16 protein-coding genes and 1 other RNA gene are annotated in these 16313 nt (G+C 55.4%); 5 read left to right on the forward strand and 12 right to left on the reverse strand.

All coding sequences use genetic code 11. The features are described 5' to 3' along the window. Window positions 1-34: 34 nt before the first annotated feature. The 5 genes from carA to grpE form a co-directional block, all read right to left on the reverse strand. A complete protein-coding gene (gene carA, locus ACF8YQ_RS15355) occupies window positions 35-1165 on the reverse strand; it encodes a glutamine-hydrolyzing carbamoyl-phosphate synthase small subunit (protein WP_278351146.1) in 1131 nt (376 codons plus the stop codon). A 345-nt stretch (window positions 1166-1510) separates the two neighbouring features. Further along, window positions 1511-2314 carry a 4-hydroxy-tetrahydrodipicolinate reductase gene (gene dapB, locus ACF8YQ_RS15360; RefSeq protein WP_278800422.1) on the reverse strand — a complete coding sequence of 268 codons (804 nt, stop codon included), beginning with the start codon at window positions 2312-2314 and terminating at the stop codon, window positions 1511-1513. Window positions 2315-2325: 11 nt separating this feature from the next. Continuing rightward, window positions 2326-3450 (reverse strand): molecular chaperone DnaJ, encoded by a 1125-nt coding sequence (gene dnaJ, locus ACF8YQ_RS15365; RefSeq protein WP_014422603.1) that lies wholly within the window; start codon window positions 3448-3450, stop codon window positions 2326-2328. A gap of 78 nt (window positions 3451-3528) precedes the next feature. Beyond that, window positions 3529-5454: a molecular chaperone DnaK gene (gene dnaK / locus ACF8YQ_RS15370; protein ID WP_023011656.1), complete on the reverse strand. Its 1926-nt coding sequence runs from the start codon at window positions 5452-5454 to the stop codon at window positions 3529-3531. 93 nt (window positions 5455-5547) lie between these two features. Next, a complete protein-coding gene (gene grpE, locus ACF8YQ_RS15375; RefSeq protein ID WP_031211578.1) occupies window positions 5548-6156 on the reverse strand; it encodes a nucleotide exchange factor GrpE in 609 nt (202 codons plus the stop codon). Between the two features lie 260 nt (window positions 6157-6416). Between grpE and recN the strand changes: the two genes are divergently transcribed. Next, window positions 6417-8096 carry a DNA repair protein RecN gene (recN, locus tag ACF8YQ_RS15380; RefSeq protein ID WP_396621898.1) on the forward strand — a complete coding sequence of 560 codons (1680 nt, stop codon included), beginning with the start codon at window positions 6417-6419 and terminating at the stop codon, window positions 8094-8096. A 52-nt stretch (window positions 8097-8148) separates the two neighbouring features. Here the strand turns inward: recN and fur are convergent, their stop codons facing one another. After that, entirely contained in the window at window positions 8149-8568 is a 420-nt protein-coding gene (gene fur / locus ACF8YQ_RS15385; protein ID WP_014422607.1) for a ferric iron uptake transcriptional regulator, read from the reverse strand. A 122-nt stretch (window positions 8569-8690) separates the two neighbouring features. On the opposite strand from fur, the gene ACF8YQ_RS15390 reads away from it, so the two are divergent. Then, window positions 8691-9023, forward strand: a complete 333-nt coding sequence (locus tag ACF8YQ_RS15390) for an outer membrane protein assembly factor BamE (protein ID WP_222196610.1) — start codon at window positions 8691-8693, stop codon at window positions 9021-9023. Between the two features lie 270 nt (window positions 9024-9293). On the opposite strand, the gene ACF8YQ_RS15395 is transcribed toward ACF8YQ_RS15390, so the two are convergent. The 3 genes from ACF8YQ_RS15395 to ACF8YQ_RS15405 are packed head-to-tail and all read right to left on the reverse strand — an operon-like array spanning window position 9294 to window position 11656. After that, window positions 9294-9572 carry an RnfH family protein gene (locus tag ACF8YQ_RS15395; RefSeq protein ID WP_199452724.1) on the reverse strand — a complete coding sequence of 93 codons (279 nt, stop codon included), beginning with the start codon at window positions 9570-9572 and terminating at the stop codon, window positions 9294-9296. After that, window positions 9572-10018: a type II toxin-antitoxin system RatA family toxin gene (locus ACF8YQ_RS15400; protein WP_222196608.1), complete on the reverse strand. Its 447-nt coding sequence runs from the start codon at window positions 10016-10018 to the stop codon at window positions 9572-9574. Before ACF8YQ_RS15400 ends, ACF8YQ_RS15395 begins: the two co-directional genes overlap by 1 nt. 51 nt (window positions 10019-10069) lie before the next feature. Beyond that, entirely contained in the window at window positions 10070-11656 is a 1587-nt protein-coding gene (locus tag ACF8YQ_RS15405) for a sodium-dependent transporter (protein ID WP_396621899.1), read from the reverse strand. A 179-nt stretch (window positions 11657-11835) separates the two neighbouring features. On the opposite strand from ACF8YQ_RS15405, the gene smpB reads away from it, so the two are divergent. The 3 genes from smpB to ssrA all read left to right on the forward strand — a co-directional run bounded on the left by smpB (window position 11836) and on the right by ssrA (window position 14331). Next, window positions 11836-12318 carry an SsrA-binding protein SmpB gene (smpB, locus tag ACF8YQ_RS15410; RefSeq protein ID WP_011786782.1) on the forward strand — a complete coding sequence of 161 codons (483 nt, stop codon included), beginning with the start codon at window positions 11836-11838 and terminating at the stop codon, window positions 12316-12318. Between the two features lie 134 nt (window positions 12319-12452). Then, window positions 12453-13871, forward strand: a complete 1419-nt coding sequence (locus ACF8YQ_RS15415) for a wax ester/triacylglycerol synthase family O-acyltransferase (RefSeq protein ID WP_396621900.1) — start codon at window positions 12453-12455, stop codon at window positions 13869-13871. 94 nt (window positions 13872-13965) lie between these two features. Further along, window positions 13966-14331, forward strand: a transfer-messenger RNA (tmRNA) gene (gene ssrA / locus ACF8YQ_RS15420). 91 nt (window positions 14332-14422) lie between these two features. Here the strand turns inward: ssrA and ACF8YQ_RS15425 are convergent. The 3 genes from ACF8YQ_RS15425 to ACF8YQ_RS15435 all read right to left on the reverse strand — a co-directional run bounded on the left by ACF8YQ_RS15425 (window position 14423) and on the right by ACF8YQ_RS15435 (window position 16307). Further along, the gene (locus ACF8YQ_RS15425; protein ID WP_396621901.1) at window positions 14423-14842 is read right to left on the reverse strand and encodes a hypothetical protein; all 420 of its coding nucleotides are present in this window, start codon (window positions 14840-14842) and stop codon (window positions 14423-14425) included. A gap of 491 nt (window positions 14843-15333) precedes the next feature. Continuing rightward, complete coding sequence (locus ACF8YQ_RS15430; protein ID WP_396621902.1) at window positions 15334-15939, reverse strand: hypothetical protein; 606 nt, start codon at window positions 15937-15939, stop codon at window positions 15334-15336. Then, window positions 15936-16307 (reverse strand): hypothetical protein, encoded by a 372-nt coding sequence (locus ACF8YQ_RS15435; protein WP_396621903.1) that lies wholly within the window; start codon window positions 16305-16307, stop codon window positions 15936-15938. The genes ACF8YQ_RS15430 and ACF8YQ_RS15435 overlap by 4 nt, the downstream gene beginning before the upstream one ends. Window positions 16308-16313: the final 6 nt, after the last annotated feature.

Below are 16313 nucleotides of genomic sequence, written 5' to 3' on the forward strand. Positions count from 1 at the left end.
CAGCGCCGGTGAGCTATCGTTGATGGCCTTGCCCTCAGGCAGATCGCGCTTCCATCAGCTGGATAAACTCGTCAAACAGCGGAGCCACATCGTGGGGGCCCGGGCTGGCTTCCGGGTGACCCTGGAAGCTGTAGGCCGGCTTATCGGTGCGGCGAATGCCCTGCAGAGTGCCGTCAAACAGCGATTTGTGAGTCGCTTCCACATTGGCGGGCAGGGTTGTTTCATCCACAGCAAAGCCGTGGTTCTGACTGGTAATCATCACAGTGCCTTTGGCAATGTCCTGCACCGGATGGTTGGCACCGTGATGGCCGTGGCCCATTTTCATGGTTTTTGCACCACTGGCCAGGGCCAGCAGCTGGTGGCCCAGGCAGATGCCGAATACCGGAATCTCGGTTTTCAGCACTTCCTGAATGGCCTTGATAGCATAGTCGCAAGGCTCGGGGTCACCCGGGCCGTTGGACAGGAAGATGCCATCGGGATTCATCGCCAGCACATCAGAGGCCGGGGTTTGCGCGGGCACGACGGTGATCTCGCAACCGCGGGCCGCGAGCATGCGCAGAATGTTGTATTTTACGCCGTAATCCCAGGCCACCACCTTGAATTTGCCTTCGGAGCGGTCACTGTAGCCGCTTACCAGATCCCACTCGGCCTGATTCCACTGGTAGGCTTCGCTGCAGGTGACTTCTTTGGCCAGGTCCATGCCTTTGAGGCCGGGAAAGGCGTTAGCCAGTTCCAGTGCGCGTTCGGCAGTAGCGTTTTCACCAGCGACGATGGCCCCATTCTGGGAGCCCTTGTCCCGGAGGATGCGGGTCAGACGGCGGGTGTCGATGTCCGCAATGCCAACAATGTTGTTGCTTCGCAGGTAGTCATCAAGGCTACCCTTGTTTCGCCAGCTGCTGGCGAGCAGGGGCAGATCCCGGATGATCAGGCCAGCGGCCTGGATGCGGTCGGATTCTACATCTTCTTCGTTAACACCGGTGTTGCCAATGTGCGGATACGTCAGGGTAACGATCTGGCGGGAGTAGGACGGATCGGTCAGGATTTCCTGGTAGCCGGTCATGGCAGTGTTGAACACTACCTCGCCGCTGGTTTCTCCGTCTGCGCCGATGGCGGTGCCGTAGAAGAGGCTTCCGTCTGCGAGTGCAAGGATTGCTGGTGTGCTCAAGGCTTGTATCCTCATCGAGTGGCGTAAGTTCGTCACGAACAGGAACGCAAGCGCATAATCTCAGGTTGCAAAAAAGCGAGACAAGGTAAAAACCCGGTCCCGCTTTTATAAACTTTTCAAAGGTACGCTTGGTGCAGTCAAATCGCCTTATTGTAAGCGATTTTGGCGTTTTTTGTCCACGCCGAATTGCTCTCGGCCTGACGCAAACTCCGGCCACGGAAGCAGGGCACCTTCCCGAAAACCGCTACAAGCACTTCCATGTGCGCTTCTCTCCGGCCATCCATGGCCTCCGAAATTTTCGGGAAGGCGCCCTGCTCCCGCAGCCTCTGAGTATGTAGCTCAACCTCAACCTTTCAGGTTCAGAACATCCTGCATGTCGTAAAGACCAGCCGCCTTACCCTTCAGCCACAACGCGGCCCGCATGGCGCCTTTAGCAAACGTCATCCGGCTGCTCGCCTTGTGGGTAATCTCAATGCGCTCGCCCTCGGTGGCGAACAGAACGGTGTGGTCACCCACCACATCACCGGCGCGGATGGTTTCGAAGCCGATTTCCTTGCGGGTGCGTTCGCCGGTGAAGCCTTCACGGCCATAGACGGCACACTCTTTAAGGTCGCGACCGAGAGCATCAGCCACCACTTCACCCATACGCAGAGCAGTGCCCGAGGGAGCGTCTTTTTTGTGGCGGTGGTGTGCTTCGATGATTTCCACGTCGTAGTCATCACCCAACGTTGCCGCGGCGGTGCGCAGCAGGTTGAGGACGACGTTGACGCCCACGCTCATGTTGGGCGCAAAAACGACCGGAGTGTTTTCGGCGGCCAGGGCCAGCTGCTCTTTTTCGGCGTCGGTCATGCCGGTGGTACCGATCACGAGCATTTTGCCGTTAGCGCTGCAAAACTTCGCGTTTTCCAGGGTCAGGTCCGGGAAGGTGAAGTCCACCAGTACGTCGAAGTCGTCTTTGACGTCGTCCAGGCTGGCGGCCATTTTTACGCCGGTTTTGCCGATGCCGGTCATTTCACCGGCGTCGGCGCCAATCAGACTGCTGCCCGGCTCGACGATGGCAGCGCCGAGCTCAAGGCCTTCGGTACCGTCGACAGCTTCGATCAGCACTTTACCCATGCGCCCGGCGGCGCCGATGATCGCTACCCTCATCTGCTCTACCCTCAGAATTTCATTTCGTCGAAGAAGTTTTTCACACCCTCAAACCATGAGGTTTTCTTGGGGGCATGATGAGTTCCGTTGTTACCATCCAGGGTTTGCTGGAATTCTTCCAGCAGCTCCTTCTGGCGTTTGGTGAGGTTCACCGGCGTTTCCACAATCACCCGGCACAACAAATCACCGGCCGGGCCACCGCGGACCGGGCTGACGCCTTTGTTGCGCAGACGGAACAGTTTGCCGGTCTGGGTCTCAGGCGGAATCTTGAGCTTTACGCGGCCATCCAGCGTTGGTACTTCCAGCTCGCCACCGAGGGTGGCGTCGACGATGCTGATGGGCACTTCGCAGTAAAGATTGCGACCGTCACGGGTGAAAATGGAATGCTCACGAACGGCGACCTGTACATAAAGGTCTCCAGGAGGCCCTCCGTCTACACCCATCTCACCTTCGCCGGACAGGCGAATACGGTCGCCAGTATCAACACCTGGCGGCACCTTGACCGAGAGGGTTTTCTCCTGGCGCACCCGACCCTGGCCGTGACAGCTCTTACACGGGTTCTTGATGATTTGGCCGGAGCCACGACAGGTAGGACAGGCTTGCTGTACGGTGAAGAAGCCTTGCTGCATCCGGACCTGACCCATGCCCTGGCAGGTGCCACAGGTTTCCGGGCGAGAGCCTTTTTCTGCGCCACTGCCGTCACAGGCTTCACATTCTTTATGGCCAGGGATGTTGATCTTGACGGTCTTGCCCTTAACGGCCTCTTCCAGATCCAGCTCCAGGGTGTAGCGAAGATCTGCACCGCGGGTGGTTCGGCCACGGCCACCACCACCGAAGATGTCACCGAACACATCACCAAAGATGTCGGAGAAGCTGGCGCCACCGCCGCCAAAGCCGCCGCCGGCCTGACCGTCTACACCGGCATGACCAAACTGGTCGTAGGCGGCGCGCTTACTGGAGTCCGCCAGGATTTCGTAGGCTTCGCTGGCCTCTTTGAATTTGTTCTCGGCATCCTTGTCATCCGGGTTACGGTCCGGGTGGTACTTCATCGCGAGCTTTCGATACGCCCGCTTAATTTCCTTTTCGTCCGCATCCCGGGAGATCCCGAGTACTTCGTAATAATCGCGCTTGGCCATGCTTCAAAACCCTGTTTTTATAACGAGGAAAACGCGAGCCCGGCCCGCGTTTCCCCAACTACTTGATGTACTTCGGAATTACTTCTTGTCGTCGTCTTTGACTTCCTCGAACTCGGCATCGACGGCGTCGTCAGCACTCTTTGCCTGACCTTCTTCCTGGCCACCGGCCTGCTGAGCCTGGTCGGCCTGATCCGCGTACATCTTCTGAGCCAGCTCAGAGGACACTTCGGTCAGCTTCTGAGTCTTGGCTTCGATCGCTTCCTTATCAGAACCCTCGAGGGCCTCTTCCAGATCCTTGATGGCCGCCTCGATGGACTCCTTCTCGCTGTCGGAGACCTTGTCGCCGGCTTCACTCAGGGTCTTGCGCACGGCGTGTACCATGGCATCACCCTGGTTACGGGCCTGGACAAGCTCCTCGAACTTGCGATCTTCCTCGGCATTGGCCTCCGCATCGCGAACCATCTTCTCGATCTCGTCATCGTTCAGACCAGAAGAGGCCTTGATCACGATGGACTGTTCCTTGCCGGTCGCCTTGTCTTTGGCAGACACGTTCAGGATACCGTTGGCATCAATATCGAAGGTTACTTCGATCTGCGGCACACCGCGCGGTGCCGGCGGAATGTCGGCCAGATCGAAACGACCCAGAGACTTGTTCTGTGCCGCCTGCTTACGCTCACCCTGAACCACGTGAATGGTCACTGCAGTTTGGTTGTCATCCGCTGTAGAGAAGGTCTGCGATTTCTTGGTCGGAATCGTGGTGTTCTTCTCGATCAGCGGAGTGGCCACGCCACCCATGGTTTCGATACCCAGGGTCAGCGGGGTTACGTCCAGCAGCAGTACGTCTTTCACGTCGCCAGACAGTACCGCGCCCTGAATCGCTGCACCCATGGCGACGGCCTCGTCCGGGTTCACGTCTTTACGGGGCTCTTTGCCGAAGAACTCTTTTACTTTCTCCTGCACCAGCGGCATACGGGTCTGACCACCGACCAGAATAACCTCGTCGATTTCACCGGCCTTCATGCCCGCATCCTGAAGAGCCACCTTACAGGGCTCCAGACTGCGCTGAACCAGGTCTTCTACCAGCGATTCCAGCTTGGCACGGGTCAGCTTCACGTTCATGTGCTTGGGACCAGACGCATCTGCAGTGATGTACGGCAGGTTTACGTCGGTCTGCTGGCTGCTGGACAGCTCGATCTTGGCCTTCTCCGCCGCTTCTTTCAGACGCTGCATGGCCAGAGAGTCGCCGCGAAGATCGATGCCGCTGTCTTTCTTGAACTGGTCGGCCAGGTATTCAATCACTTTCAGGTCGAAATCTTCACCACCCAGGAAGGTGTCACCGTTGGTGGCCAGCACTTCGAACTGGTGCTCGCCGTCTACGTCCGCAATTTCAATGATGGACAGGTCGAAGGTACCACCGCCCAGGTCGTACACAGCAACCGTGCGATCACCGCTCTTCTTGTCCAGGCCATAAGCCAGGGCAGCAGCGGTCGGCTCGTTGATGATCCGCTTCACTTCCAGGCCAGCGATCTTGCCGGCATCTTTGGTGGCCTGGCGCTGGCTGTCGTTGAAGTACGCGGGCACGGTGATAACCGCTTCAGTTACCTTTTCACCCAGGTAGTCTTCTGCAGTTTTCTTCATTTTCTTCAGAACTTCTGCAGACACCTGCGGCGGCGCCATTTTCTGGCCCTTCACCTCAACCCAGGCGTCACCATTGTCTGCCTTGGCGATCTTGTAGGGCACCATCTTGATGTCTTTCTGAACCACATCGTCTTCAAAACGACGACCAATCAGACGCTTGATGGCGTACAGAGTGTTGTGCGGGTTGGTCACCGCCTGACGCTTGGCTGACTGGCCAACCAGAGTCTCGTTGTCATCGGTGTAGGCGATGATGGACGGGGTGGTGCGATCACCCTCTGCGTTTTCAATTACCTTTACCTTGTCGCCATCCATGATGGCCACACAGGAGTTTGTGGTTCCCAGGTCGATACCAATAATCTTGCTCATCGAATCACTCCAAATCTTTCTGAATGCTGTTCCGGAGAATGCCTACCCCGGCCTTTGCTGTTTAATCGCTATATTGGCGCTCTGCTCGACTTTTCAAGCCTGCTCGTCGATTTTTGGCGCGTCTTCTGCCTTCGCCACCACGACCATCGCCGGACGAACTACCCGGCCATTAAGCAGATAACCTTTCTGCACAACCGCAACCACGCTGTTAGGCTCGGCATCCGGCGCCGGCACCATGGACATGGCTTCGTGCTGCTGCGGATCGAACGGCTCACCCACCGGGTTGAGCTGTTCAACGTTGAATTTCTTCAGGCTGTTCATGAACAGCGTAAGGGTCATTTCCACACCTTCGCGAATGGACGCAACCAGCTCGCCTGCGTTTTCGTGACCCTCGGTGCTTTCGACCGCCTTCTCCAGACTGTCGGCCACCGGCAACAGCTCTTTCACAAACTTCTCGAGCGCAAACTTGTGAGCTTTTTCCACATCAATCTCGGCCCGGCGGCGAACATTCTGCATCTCCGCCTGTGCCCGCAAGGCCTGCTCCTGGTACTCCTGCAGTTTCTGCTGCAGCACATCCAGCTCGGAGCCCTGCTCCGGTGACTGCTCGGCATCCTGGTTACCTGCAGCCTGCTCTTCCGCCGCAGCTTCTGCTGCCTCGTTGCGTTCTTCTACCTGTTCGTTGCGCTTTTCGTCAGCACTCATGACAACTCCTGATAACGTTTTCACGGCCACGGAGGCCTGCAGAAATAACCACTCCCGCTTGTGCAGAAAGCAGGAAAGAATCGCTTTGCGAACCGATATGGGGCCCACTTCCCGGGTTTCAACCGTCACCCACGCAATCTTTGATGTTTTCATCATTTCCTGTTTGCAAACCGGAAAAACCCTGTATATATTCACAGCAACTGTATGAACGAACAGTGGTTAGAGTTATTACTTGCTCAAGAACGAGCGGAGGTTGCGGCATGCTCACACAACTCACGGTATCGAACTACGCCATTGCAGAAAGGGTTGAACTCCAGTTCAACCGCGGTATGACAGCCCTGACTGGGGAAACCGGCGCCGGCAAGTCGATTGTGCTTGATGCCCTTGGCCTGGCCATGGGAGGCCGGGCCGATGCCGGCGCTATTCGCCATGGCGCCAAGCGTGCCGACATTACCGCCAGCTTCGATATATCCCGCATCCCCGAAGCCCGGTCCTGGCTGGACAGCCATGAGCTGGACGACAAGGACGATTGCATCCTGCGCCGGACCATCAGCAAGGACGGCCGCTCCAAGGCATTCATTAATGGCCAGCCCTGCCCGCTGTCACAATTGAAAGAACTGGGCGGCCTGCTGATGGATATCCACAGTCAGCACCAGCATCAATCCCTGCTGCGTAAGGAAACTCACCGAAAGCTGCTGGACGAGTTCGCCGGCGCGGAAAGCCTGGCCGACGAAACCCGATCTGCATGGAAAGCCTGGCACCAGACGCGTCAGAAACTACAGCAACGCCAGCACAATGCTGATGAGGCCGAGGCCCGTTTACAGCTGCTGCGCTATCAGGTGGAAGAGCTGGACAGGTTGGCGCTGGGCGAGGATGAACAGACAACCCTGGAAACCGAACAGGCACAGCTCAGCCAGGCCGACGCCGTACTTCACAGCAGCCACCAGGCCGCCCTGCTATGCACTGAAGATGAGGTTTCGGCCGCAGACCTGGTGCGCCAGGCACTGCACCAACTGGAGCAACTGCCGGTTGATGTCCCGGCACTGACCGACACCATCCAGATGCTGAACGAAGCACAGATTCAGATTTCAGAAGCCGGCGACAACCTGCGCCGCTTCGTAGACGACTACGAAGCCGACCCGGTCCGACTGAACGAAGTGGAAGAACGGCTCAGCGCCATTTATCAGATGGCGCGCAAACACCGGATCACCCCGGAGGAGTTACCGGAATTGCATCAACGCCTGAGCCAGGAGCTGGCCGAACTGGATGGCGGCGAAGGCAGCCTGGAACAACTTCAGGCCGAGCTGGAAAACCTGCGGGCACGGTTTGACGCCCTGGCCACCAAGCTGACAGAAACTCGCCGGGATGCCGCCATGGAGCTCGACCAGCGAATCGCCCGGGAGTTGGCACAATTGAGCATGCCATCGGTGCAGTTTGTCAGCCACCTGAGCCGGAACAGTGATGACGAACCTGCCCCTCACGGCATGGAAGAGGTGGAATTCCTGGTGAGTGCCAACCCGGGCCAACCCGCCCGATCGCTGGCCAAGGTGGCTTCCGGCGGTGAGCTTTCCCGCATCAGCCTGGCCATTCAGGTGGTTGTGGCACAAACCTCCACCACACCAACTTTGGTGTTCGATGAGGTGGATGTCGGCATCGGTGGTGGCACCGCGGAGGTCGTAGGCCGCCTGCTGAGAGCACTCGGTGAGAATGGCCAGGTACTGTGCGTCACGCACCTGCCCCAGGTGGCGGCCCAGTGCCACCAGCATTTGTTCGTCAGCAAATTTACGGAAAAAGACGCGACCTATTCACGCATCGAGCCCCTGGATGATCAGGGCAGAATCAGCGAAGTCGCAAGGATGCTTGGCGGGGTGCACATGACAGAACAGACGATAGCCCATGCCCGGGAGATGTTTGTAAAGGGCCAGGCAACCCATCACTAATCCCCCTCTCGTTTCGGAGAGCTTCTGGGCCAGCCTTGTCGCTGGCCCTTTTTTATTTCTTATCGGACTTCAGCGGCTTCACGTAAAGGATCAGGCTGTGATCGACAATCTCATAGCCGTGCTCTGCCGCAATCTTCTGCTGGCGCTCCTCAATGACCTCGTCGACGAACTCAACAACTTCGCCAGTCTGGGTGCAGACCATGTGGTCGTGATGATCATCGCCGGCCATCTCGAACACCGCGTGACCGCCTTCGAAATTATGACGCAACACGAGGCCTGCAGCTTCGAACTGGGTCAGCACCCGGTAGACTGTCGCCAGGCCCACGTCATCGCCCTGGTCCAGCAGCTTTTTATAAACGTCTTCAGCACTCAGGTGATGTTCTTCGGCATTCTCAAGGATATTGAAGATCTTGACCCTTGGCAGAGTAACCTTCAGACCGACTTTTCGTAATTCGGCGTTTTCAGATGACATGTTACCATTCGCTCTTTGGTGTGCCTCACGGCTTCCGGTATGATGAAGCCGCAGTACGACGGATGACCCGTTTCACACCTGCTTAACGCAGGCGAATTCAAGATAGAGGATTTCCCCCGGCGATGCAAAAGCTCCCCGCTATCGTTCTTATTAGCATTTTATCTTTGTCCGGCTGTGTTTTTCCGGGCGTTTACAAAATCAATGTCCAGCAGGGCAACATTGTGACCGACGAGGAGCTGAAAGAACTGTCTGAAGGCATGCCCAGAAGCCAGGTTCACGCCCTGCTGGGAACCCCGCTGATGCTGAACCCCGTCGACCCGTCCCGGGAATACTTTGTTTACACCTTTCAGCGCCGGGGCAACGACATCGAAGAGCAGCGCATCATCGTTTACTACGAGAATGATCAGTTGAGCCACTACGAAGCCCAGCTTCTGGAAGAAACGCCAGCCTACTAGTGTCCCGTCTGGCTAATTCCTTAATCTACTGCTTGCCTCTGAGGACTCTGACCAAGGCGCCAGTCTGCAGATGTGGTGGTTCCACATCAAGGACTGGCAACACAGGGCTCAGAGTCCTCAGAGACAAGCCCTCCGGGAGCTTCTGAAAAACCGAAGAACGTCGTTCTGCTGGCTCGATTTGGAACCACCAAACCTTCACCAGCACGCCTAGCTCTTCGGTTTTTCAGAAGCTCAGTAGGTTAAGGAATTAGCCAGACGGGACACTAGCGCTTACGCTTTCTTTTTAGCCCGGTTCAGGCGTGCCTGCTTGGGATCAATCTTGAGCGGGCGGTACAGCTCCACCCGGTCGCCTTCTCTCAGGACATGCTCGGCCGGGGTTTTTACCACCTTGCCAAACACCCCCATATCGATAGTGTCCGCATCGATCTCCGGAAAGATCTCCGCAATCTTCGAGAGCTTCACCGCTTCAAGGGCGGTGGTACCCGGAGGTACCACCACTGGCACTATTTGCTGCTTGTCCGGGCGGGCATAGGCTACTTCCACTTCCATCACATGATTCCTCCGCGATACACCTCGTCTGCCCGACGACAGAAAGCATCCACCATGGTGTTGGCCGCCTGATTAAATACCGGGCCAAAGGTCATTCGTGAAAGCGAGCCGGAAAACTCGAATTCCAGGGTCAGAATTACTTTGCAGGCATTATCGTCCAGAGCCCGAAAGTGCCAGCGACCCGTTAGATTTCTGAGCGGCCCATCCACCAGCTTCATTTCAATGGTCTCTGGCATCAGCAACTGGTTGCGTGTTGTCAACCGGTGACGAACGCCCCCTTTGGCGATATCCAGTGAGGCCATGATTTCAGCATCGTTCTGTTCATGGACTTCTGCCCCGGCACACCAGGGCAAGAACTCAGGGTAACGGGCAATGTCGTTGACCAGATGAAACATACGCTCCGCCGAGTGCATGACCAATGCGGTCTTGTCGATCTGATGTGGCATGTAAACCGGATTTCCTGCATTTCGAACGTCATTACAGCCCAGCCGGACTGTTCAGACACTATGATAAAGGATATCGCCCTCTTTGGGGGCGTTTTCGTCAGGTTCGGATTGTCCATTCTCTGCTGGCAGCACGGCCTCTTCAGGTGCCTGCGGAAGTGCATCTTCCTGAACCTCGCTATCTTCGGGAGCCCCCTTCTGCGCCTCGGCAGATGCCGGAGTTTGCTGGCACCAGATAGCCGCACTGCCGTTGTCACACAGGTTGCCGAGTGAGAAAAGCGTGTACTGTAGCCCGATCCAGGCCGCCACAACAGGAAGCACCAGGCGCATGACCCAGAACCAGATTCTCCGGAACACAACCGGCGCATTGCCCAGAATGGTTGCCGCGAAGCGCCGGGTGATACACCAGCCGGCAAATGTGGCAATGAGAATAGCCACCGCCGGTATCACAATGCCACCGGCGGCCAGTTCCAGCCATCGAAATACAGTGGCACCGCCTATGCGGTAATCTGCCCACAGATTGAAGGAGAACAGGGAAGCCAGCCCGGCGAACCAGACTGCAAGCCCGACAATGACCGCAGACCAGCCCCGAGGCGCCCCGGTCCACTCCCGGAACCATCCCACCACCGGTTCGAGCAGAGACAACCCCGTCGCCCAGACAATCAGCACCACCAGCAGGAAAACCGACGCGATCACCACCTGACTGTAGGGTAAGCCTGATAGCGCGACCGGCAGGGAAACAAAAAGCAGGCTGAAACCCCGTTCACCCTCAAGGCTGCTACCGTCCGCTGCAACTGAAAACATCATCAATCCGGCCATGATGGCGACCAGGGTGTCCATCAACACCACAGCCAGTATTGAGCGTTTCAGGCGGGTATGGCTGGTGGAATAGGCGCCAAATATTGCCCACACCCCCATTCCGAGACCCAAGGTATAAAAAGCATGGAAGAACGCTGCCTTGATACTGGCCGCTGTTACCTGCTCCGGCCGCATCACCAGAACGTGATCTATCCCGGACTGCAAGCTCCCCCCCATGGCTGCCAGCCCGAACAGCACCAACATCAACAGCAGGGTGCAGGGTACGATCATGCGCATCGATCGCTCCAGGCCCTTGACCACCCCGCGGGCCGAAACCGCAACCACAAGAATCACGAAGAAAACATGCCAGGCCATAAACTGCCGATAGTGGCCCGGGTCCGACACCAACTCCGACAGAACAGCAGTTGCTGAGGCCGCCGAAGCACCCTCGAAACGGTCAGTTGCACCGAAAAAGATGTAAGCCAGAACAATACCGCCAAAAACAGCGGTAAAGGAGAGCACCACGAACGCCGCAAGAATGCTTAGCGGCCCCGCCAGTCGCCAGAACGGTGAGCAGCCAGCGTTTTTCACCATACCGTCCATGGCCAGCACAATCCCATGCCGGGCATGACGGCCAATCACAGCCTCCGTCACCATCAGCGGCAGGGTAACAATCAGCAGACAGGCCAGGTACAGCAAGATAAACAAGCCGCCGCCGTGGATACTGGCCAGATAGGGAAACTGCCACAGATTGGCCAGGCCGACCGTGGCACCCACAGAAGCCCAGAAAAAGGTGGATTTTCGGGTAAACGACCCTATTGACGTCTGGTACTTGCGCAGCATTACTTCCCCAGGCAGTGACGAGCGCATCATTGTAGCCGAAGCAAGCCTGCAGGAACGACACTAAACCCGAGCCAGACGGCGAATCCGTGACCCTTCTTGCACTCCTGCGCTACAATGCGCGCTTTGCTGGCGTACTGACAAGACCAGCACCGTCATTCTTCCGATCCCGGACAGGATTCATGAGCAAGAAGAAAGCAAACGCCCCAACCAGCAACACCATCGCCCTGAACAAGAAGGCGAAGCACGAATACCATATTGAGGAGCGCTTCGAGGCTGGCCTGGCCCTGCTTGGCTGGGAAGTGAAGTCGTTGCGTGCCGGTAAGGCACAACTGGTTGACGCCTATGTACTGCTGAAGGATGGCGAAGCCTGGCTGTTGGGCTCCCACATCACGCCTCTGAACACCGCCTCTACCCATGTGATTGCGGACCCGACCCGCACCCGCAAACTGCTGCTGCACGCCAAGGAAATCGCCAAGATCGTCGGCCAGGTGAATCAGGCAGGCTATACCTGCATCCCGCTCGCGCTCTACTGGAAAAAGAACAAGGTAAAATGCGAGATCGCCCTGGTGAAGGGTAAGAAGCTGTTCGACAAGCGCGCCACCGAGAAAGAACGCGACTGGAACCGCCAGAAACAGCGCATCATGCGCGAGGCCAACACCTGACACCAAAACTGTGTCGCATATGCACTCTCTTTGCTGATTTCAAAAAGCCTCCTATACTTTTAGGCCTTTCGTCAGTTGGCCCCGATGGCAGTACCAGGCGGCCCGGACTCCGGCACAGAGCCTAGGGAGGGCTTATGTCAGCAAAACGGACGGCCATGACCTCGGTCGATCGCTCCTGGTTACGCATGGATACCCCGGAAAATCCCATGATGATTTCCGCGGTACTGGCCTTTGAACACCCCATTCCGCTCAAGCGACTCAAGCGCACCCTGGAAGAACGTTTCCTGAAATTCCGGCGCTTTCGGCAACGCATCGTTGACAAAGGTGACAAGGTCTATTGGGAAGACGATCCCCTGTTCGATCTGGACAATCACCTGCACACCATCGCTCTGCCGGGAAATGCCGGCAAGCAGGAGCTTCAGGCCCTGGCCAGTGACTTCAACAGCACCGCCCTCGATTTCCGCCGCCCACTCTGGCAGATACACTACATCGACAACTATGAGAACGGCTGCGCCCTGTTAATCAGGATTCACCACTGTATTGCCGATGGCATTTCCCTGGTGCGGGTACTGCTTTCGCTGACCGATCGCACTCCTGAACCCAAGCTAGAGCGCGTTGCACACTCAAAGCTACCCGCAAAACCCAATGGCACAGCCGCCAGCCGGTTCCTGCACCGGATTGTAGACAGCACTCAGGCGGCCTGGGGACAGGCCAACCTGTTCGTGGATTCCATTCGCAAAGAGCCTGACTACCCACTGAAGCTGGCCACCACCGCCGGCGATATTGTTCTGGACCTGGCCAAACTGGGACTTGCCCCTTTCGAGCCCAAAACCAGCCTGAAAAGCCCGCTGCTGGGCCGCAAACAAGTGGCCTGGGCCGAGCCCCTTGAACTGGAAACCGTGAAACAGTGCGCGCGGACACTGGGCGGAACCGTCAACGACGTATTGCTTTGCGCCGCGACCGGTGCGCTGACCCGGCATTTTACGGAGCACGGCCAGAGCATTCCGGACTGCGGCATTCGGGTTGCCGTTCCTTTCAACCTGAGACCGCTGGACCAACCCATCGAAAACCTCGGCAATCAGTTTGGCCTGGTGCTGGTGTGCCTGCCCGTTGAGGTAACAGATCCAATCATGTGTTTTCGCCAGGTTCAGGAAAACATGAACCGGCTCAAACGGTCATACCAGGCCCAGGTAACCTATAGCCTGCTGGACCTGTTTGGCCGCGGCCCGGACATTCTCGAACGCCGGGCACTGGACCTGCTCAGCAACAAGGCTTCAGCAGTTCTGACCAACGTTCCCGGACCACGCCATGCGGTTTACCTGGCGGGCAGCAAACTGGTTCAACCCATGTTCTGGGTGCCCCAGAGCGGCAACATCGGTATAGGCATGAGCATTTTCAGTTACGCTGGCACGGTACAGTTCGGCATAACCGTCGACAAAGGCATTAAAGCCGACCCGGGCGAGGTGATGGATTATTTCCGTGACAGCTTCGAGAATCTGCATCAGGCTGCACTCGAGAAAGCCGGCGCCGGCGGTTTCCGCCAGGCCTCCTAGGCTCACCAGAGCCAGCGGTAGGTACAAATAGTAACGCCGTTACACAAAGAAGCCTTGAAGTCTGGCAATCCGGACACATATACTGAATTAACAAGGGGACGACTTGGCTTCGACGCCGGTGACGAACCCTTGGGTGCATGCCGAGATGGCAGCGAATCTCGTAAATCCAAAGCTGCAACGTAATAGTCGCAAACGACGAAAACTACGCACTGGCGGCGTAAGCCGTTCCAGTCGTCCTGGCTGAGGCGCCTATAACTCAGTAGCAACATCCCAGGACGTCATCGCTTATAGGCTGCTCCGTTCACCAGAGCTCACTGGTGTTCGGCTAAGATTAAAGAGCTCGCCTCTTGCACCCTGACCTTCGGGTCGCCAGAGGTTAAATCAATAGAAGGACACTAAGCATGTAGACCTCAAGGCCTAGTGCTGGCGGACGCGGGTTCAATTCCCGCCGTCTCCACCACCTTGCAAGAGAAAAGCCCCTGATTTCAGGGGCTTTTTTCGTTTGTGGACGTCAAAATTTCGCTTTAGTGTCAACGCTCAAAAATCTAACATTACCGGAGACGGAGAGATCTAACCTCTTCCGGGTTGCTTTGAATCCATTCCATTCGCTCTTTCATGGCGTTTGCACAACGCGGAACCTGCATGTATGCCTCTAAATCGACACTCTCAGGATAATCAGAGGGGGCATGATCTTTCGCTATTTCACTCACAACGCAGAAGCATATCGGTGTTGCCAAGGAATCAAGAACCGGCATAGTTTTTAACGCATCCTCACGTGCTTGTTCACTGGGAGTGCCGCTTTCTTCAGCTTTACCTATATAATCCTGAGTGCCTGGATAAACTATCGAACTGCGACAAAAGTTGACTGCCTCATAAAAAGGCTCAGAATCCCAACCATCAAGGTATTCGGCAGAAGACACACTTAGCGGCAACACAGCAACCAGAGCGAGGAAACTTGCCCTAAAGTTCATACTCATTCCTTTTTTTGACTAATTCTAATCCGTCGATATTAACTGCAAGCCATATTGCAGAGACAAAACCAATCGATTAGAGATCCTACCGCAATAGAGCTTCCACCGTGTAATCGGTTTCACTCAAGACCCCGAATTATTGGCCTAAATTCAACCGCACTATACAAATGTTTAGGCGACAAATGCGCATATCGCATCGTCATGTTGATAGCCAGGTCACCGTCAGCTTATCTGGCGAGAGAATCAAAAAAGCATAGAGATAAGCACAACAGTTACTTAGAAAAATCTCTCGATCTAAAAGCACTATCTCCTTTCATCGCAAGCCTGGAAAAGACGACCAAGATCAAATAAAAGCAAGAATGGCAAACCGAATATTTGCGAAGAGCAGCAGTGCCACTGGATCCGAAGACTTTACAATGAATGCGACAGAAATGGCAATGAAGCTTTTAGATAAAATCAAAGAGCAAGACTCAAAATGACGTGACACACTTTTAAAAGCGGTAAACCCTTTCATTAAATCTACAAAAATGAATAGAAAGCTTTATCAAAAAAATATAAAAACCATGCATACTCAAGGTCAAACTCTTTTTACAGTTTTCCTTGAAATAAGAAGCAGGCACGACGTGCACGTCACTGAGAAGAACAACTGAATCTTCAATAACACCCGGCATACCAGGAAGAAAGAATGTAGAAGTATTACTTTGAGATTTAATCCCTTGGAAAATGCTCTCGACCTTTCCAACAGGAACCTGATTTGCTGACAAAAAGTTCTTGAGCTTATCAAGAGAAAGAAGAGGAGCAAACAACACATTATTTACAGGCAAGTGCCTTTCATTATCAGGACTAATATCACAACTATTTGAGAGTATAATACCTGAACAAGCCCTCCTATCGCCGGAGTCAAAATTTATAATCTCAAAATTTGACCACACATCCCCTTGAAGAGCCTCATCCTCAAATCCAGAGGAAAGATAATAATTAACAATGTTAGGGAACTTCCTAAGCTCCGAAACCAAATCTTCCTTCTGTGCGGGGGTAAGGTAAGAAGGCAAGAATGTCTCGGCAACATTCATTACCTTCTGAACCGAATCAGTCAACCGTAAAGCTCCCAAAGGTTCTCTGATATCATAGATTTTATATTATCGTCAAAGTCAGTCTCATTACGTAGAAGATGCTGAGAGACTCGACTACCTGCCTCTCTGAGCTTTTCAGTCGCATTATCCTGAAAAAGGGAAAGAGTAGAGTTACTACCCCCCTCTGACCGCACGACGTAATAACCATTAAAGCCATCTATATTCTGTGCGGAGCCTTGCCGATGAACATGTATAGCAGCAGATGCCCACACCTGACTAGAATGTTGGTGCTGTTGGTTGCCATCGTCACAAAAACCAGACGGAACCGACGCAGCAGCTGCAGCCAATGCAGAAAACGCGGGATTTAAAGCGGGCATGATTTCACCGTACATAGCAAA

Source organism: Marinobacter sp. W-8 (genome assembly GCF_044342215.1).
GTDB classification, from domain to species: Bacteria; Pseudomonadota; Gammaproteobacteria; order Pseudomonadales; family Oleiphilaceae; genus Marinobacter; species Marinobacter nauticus.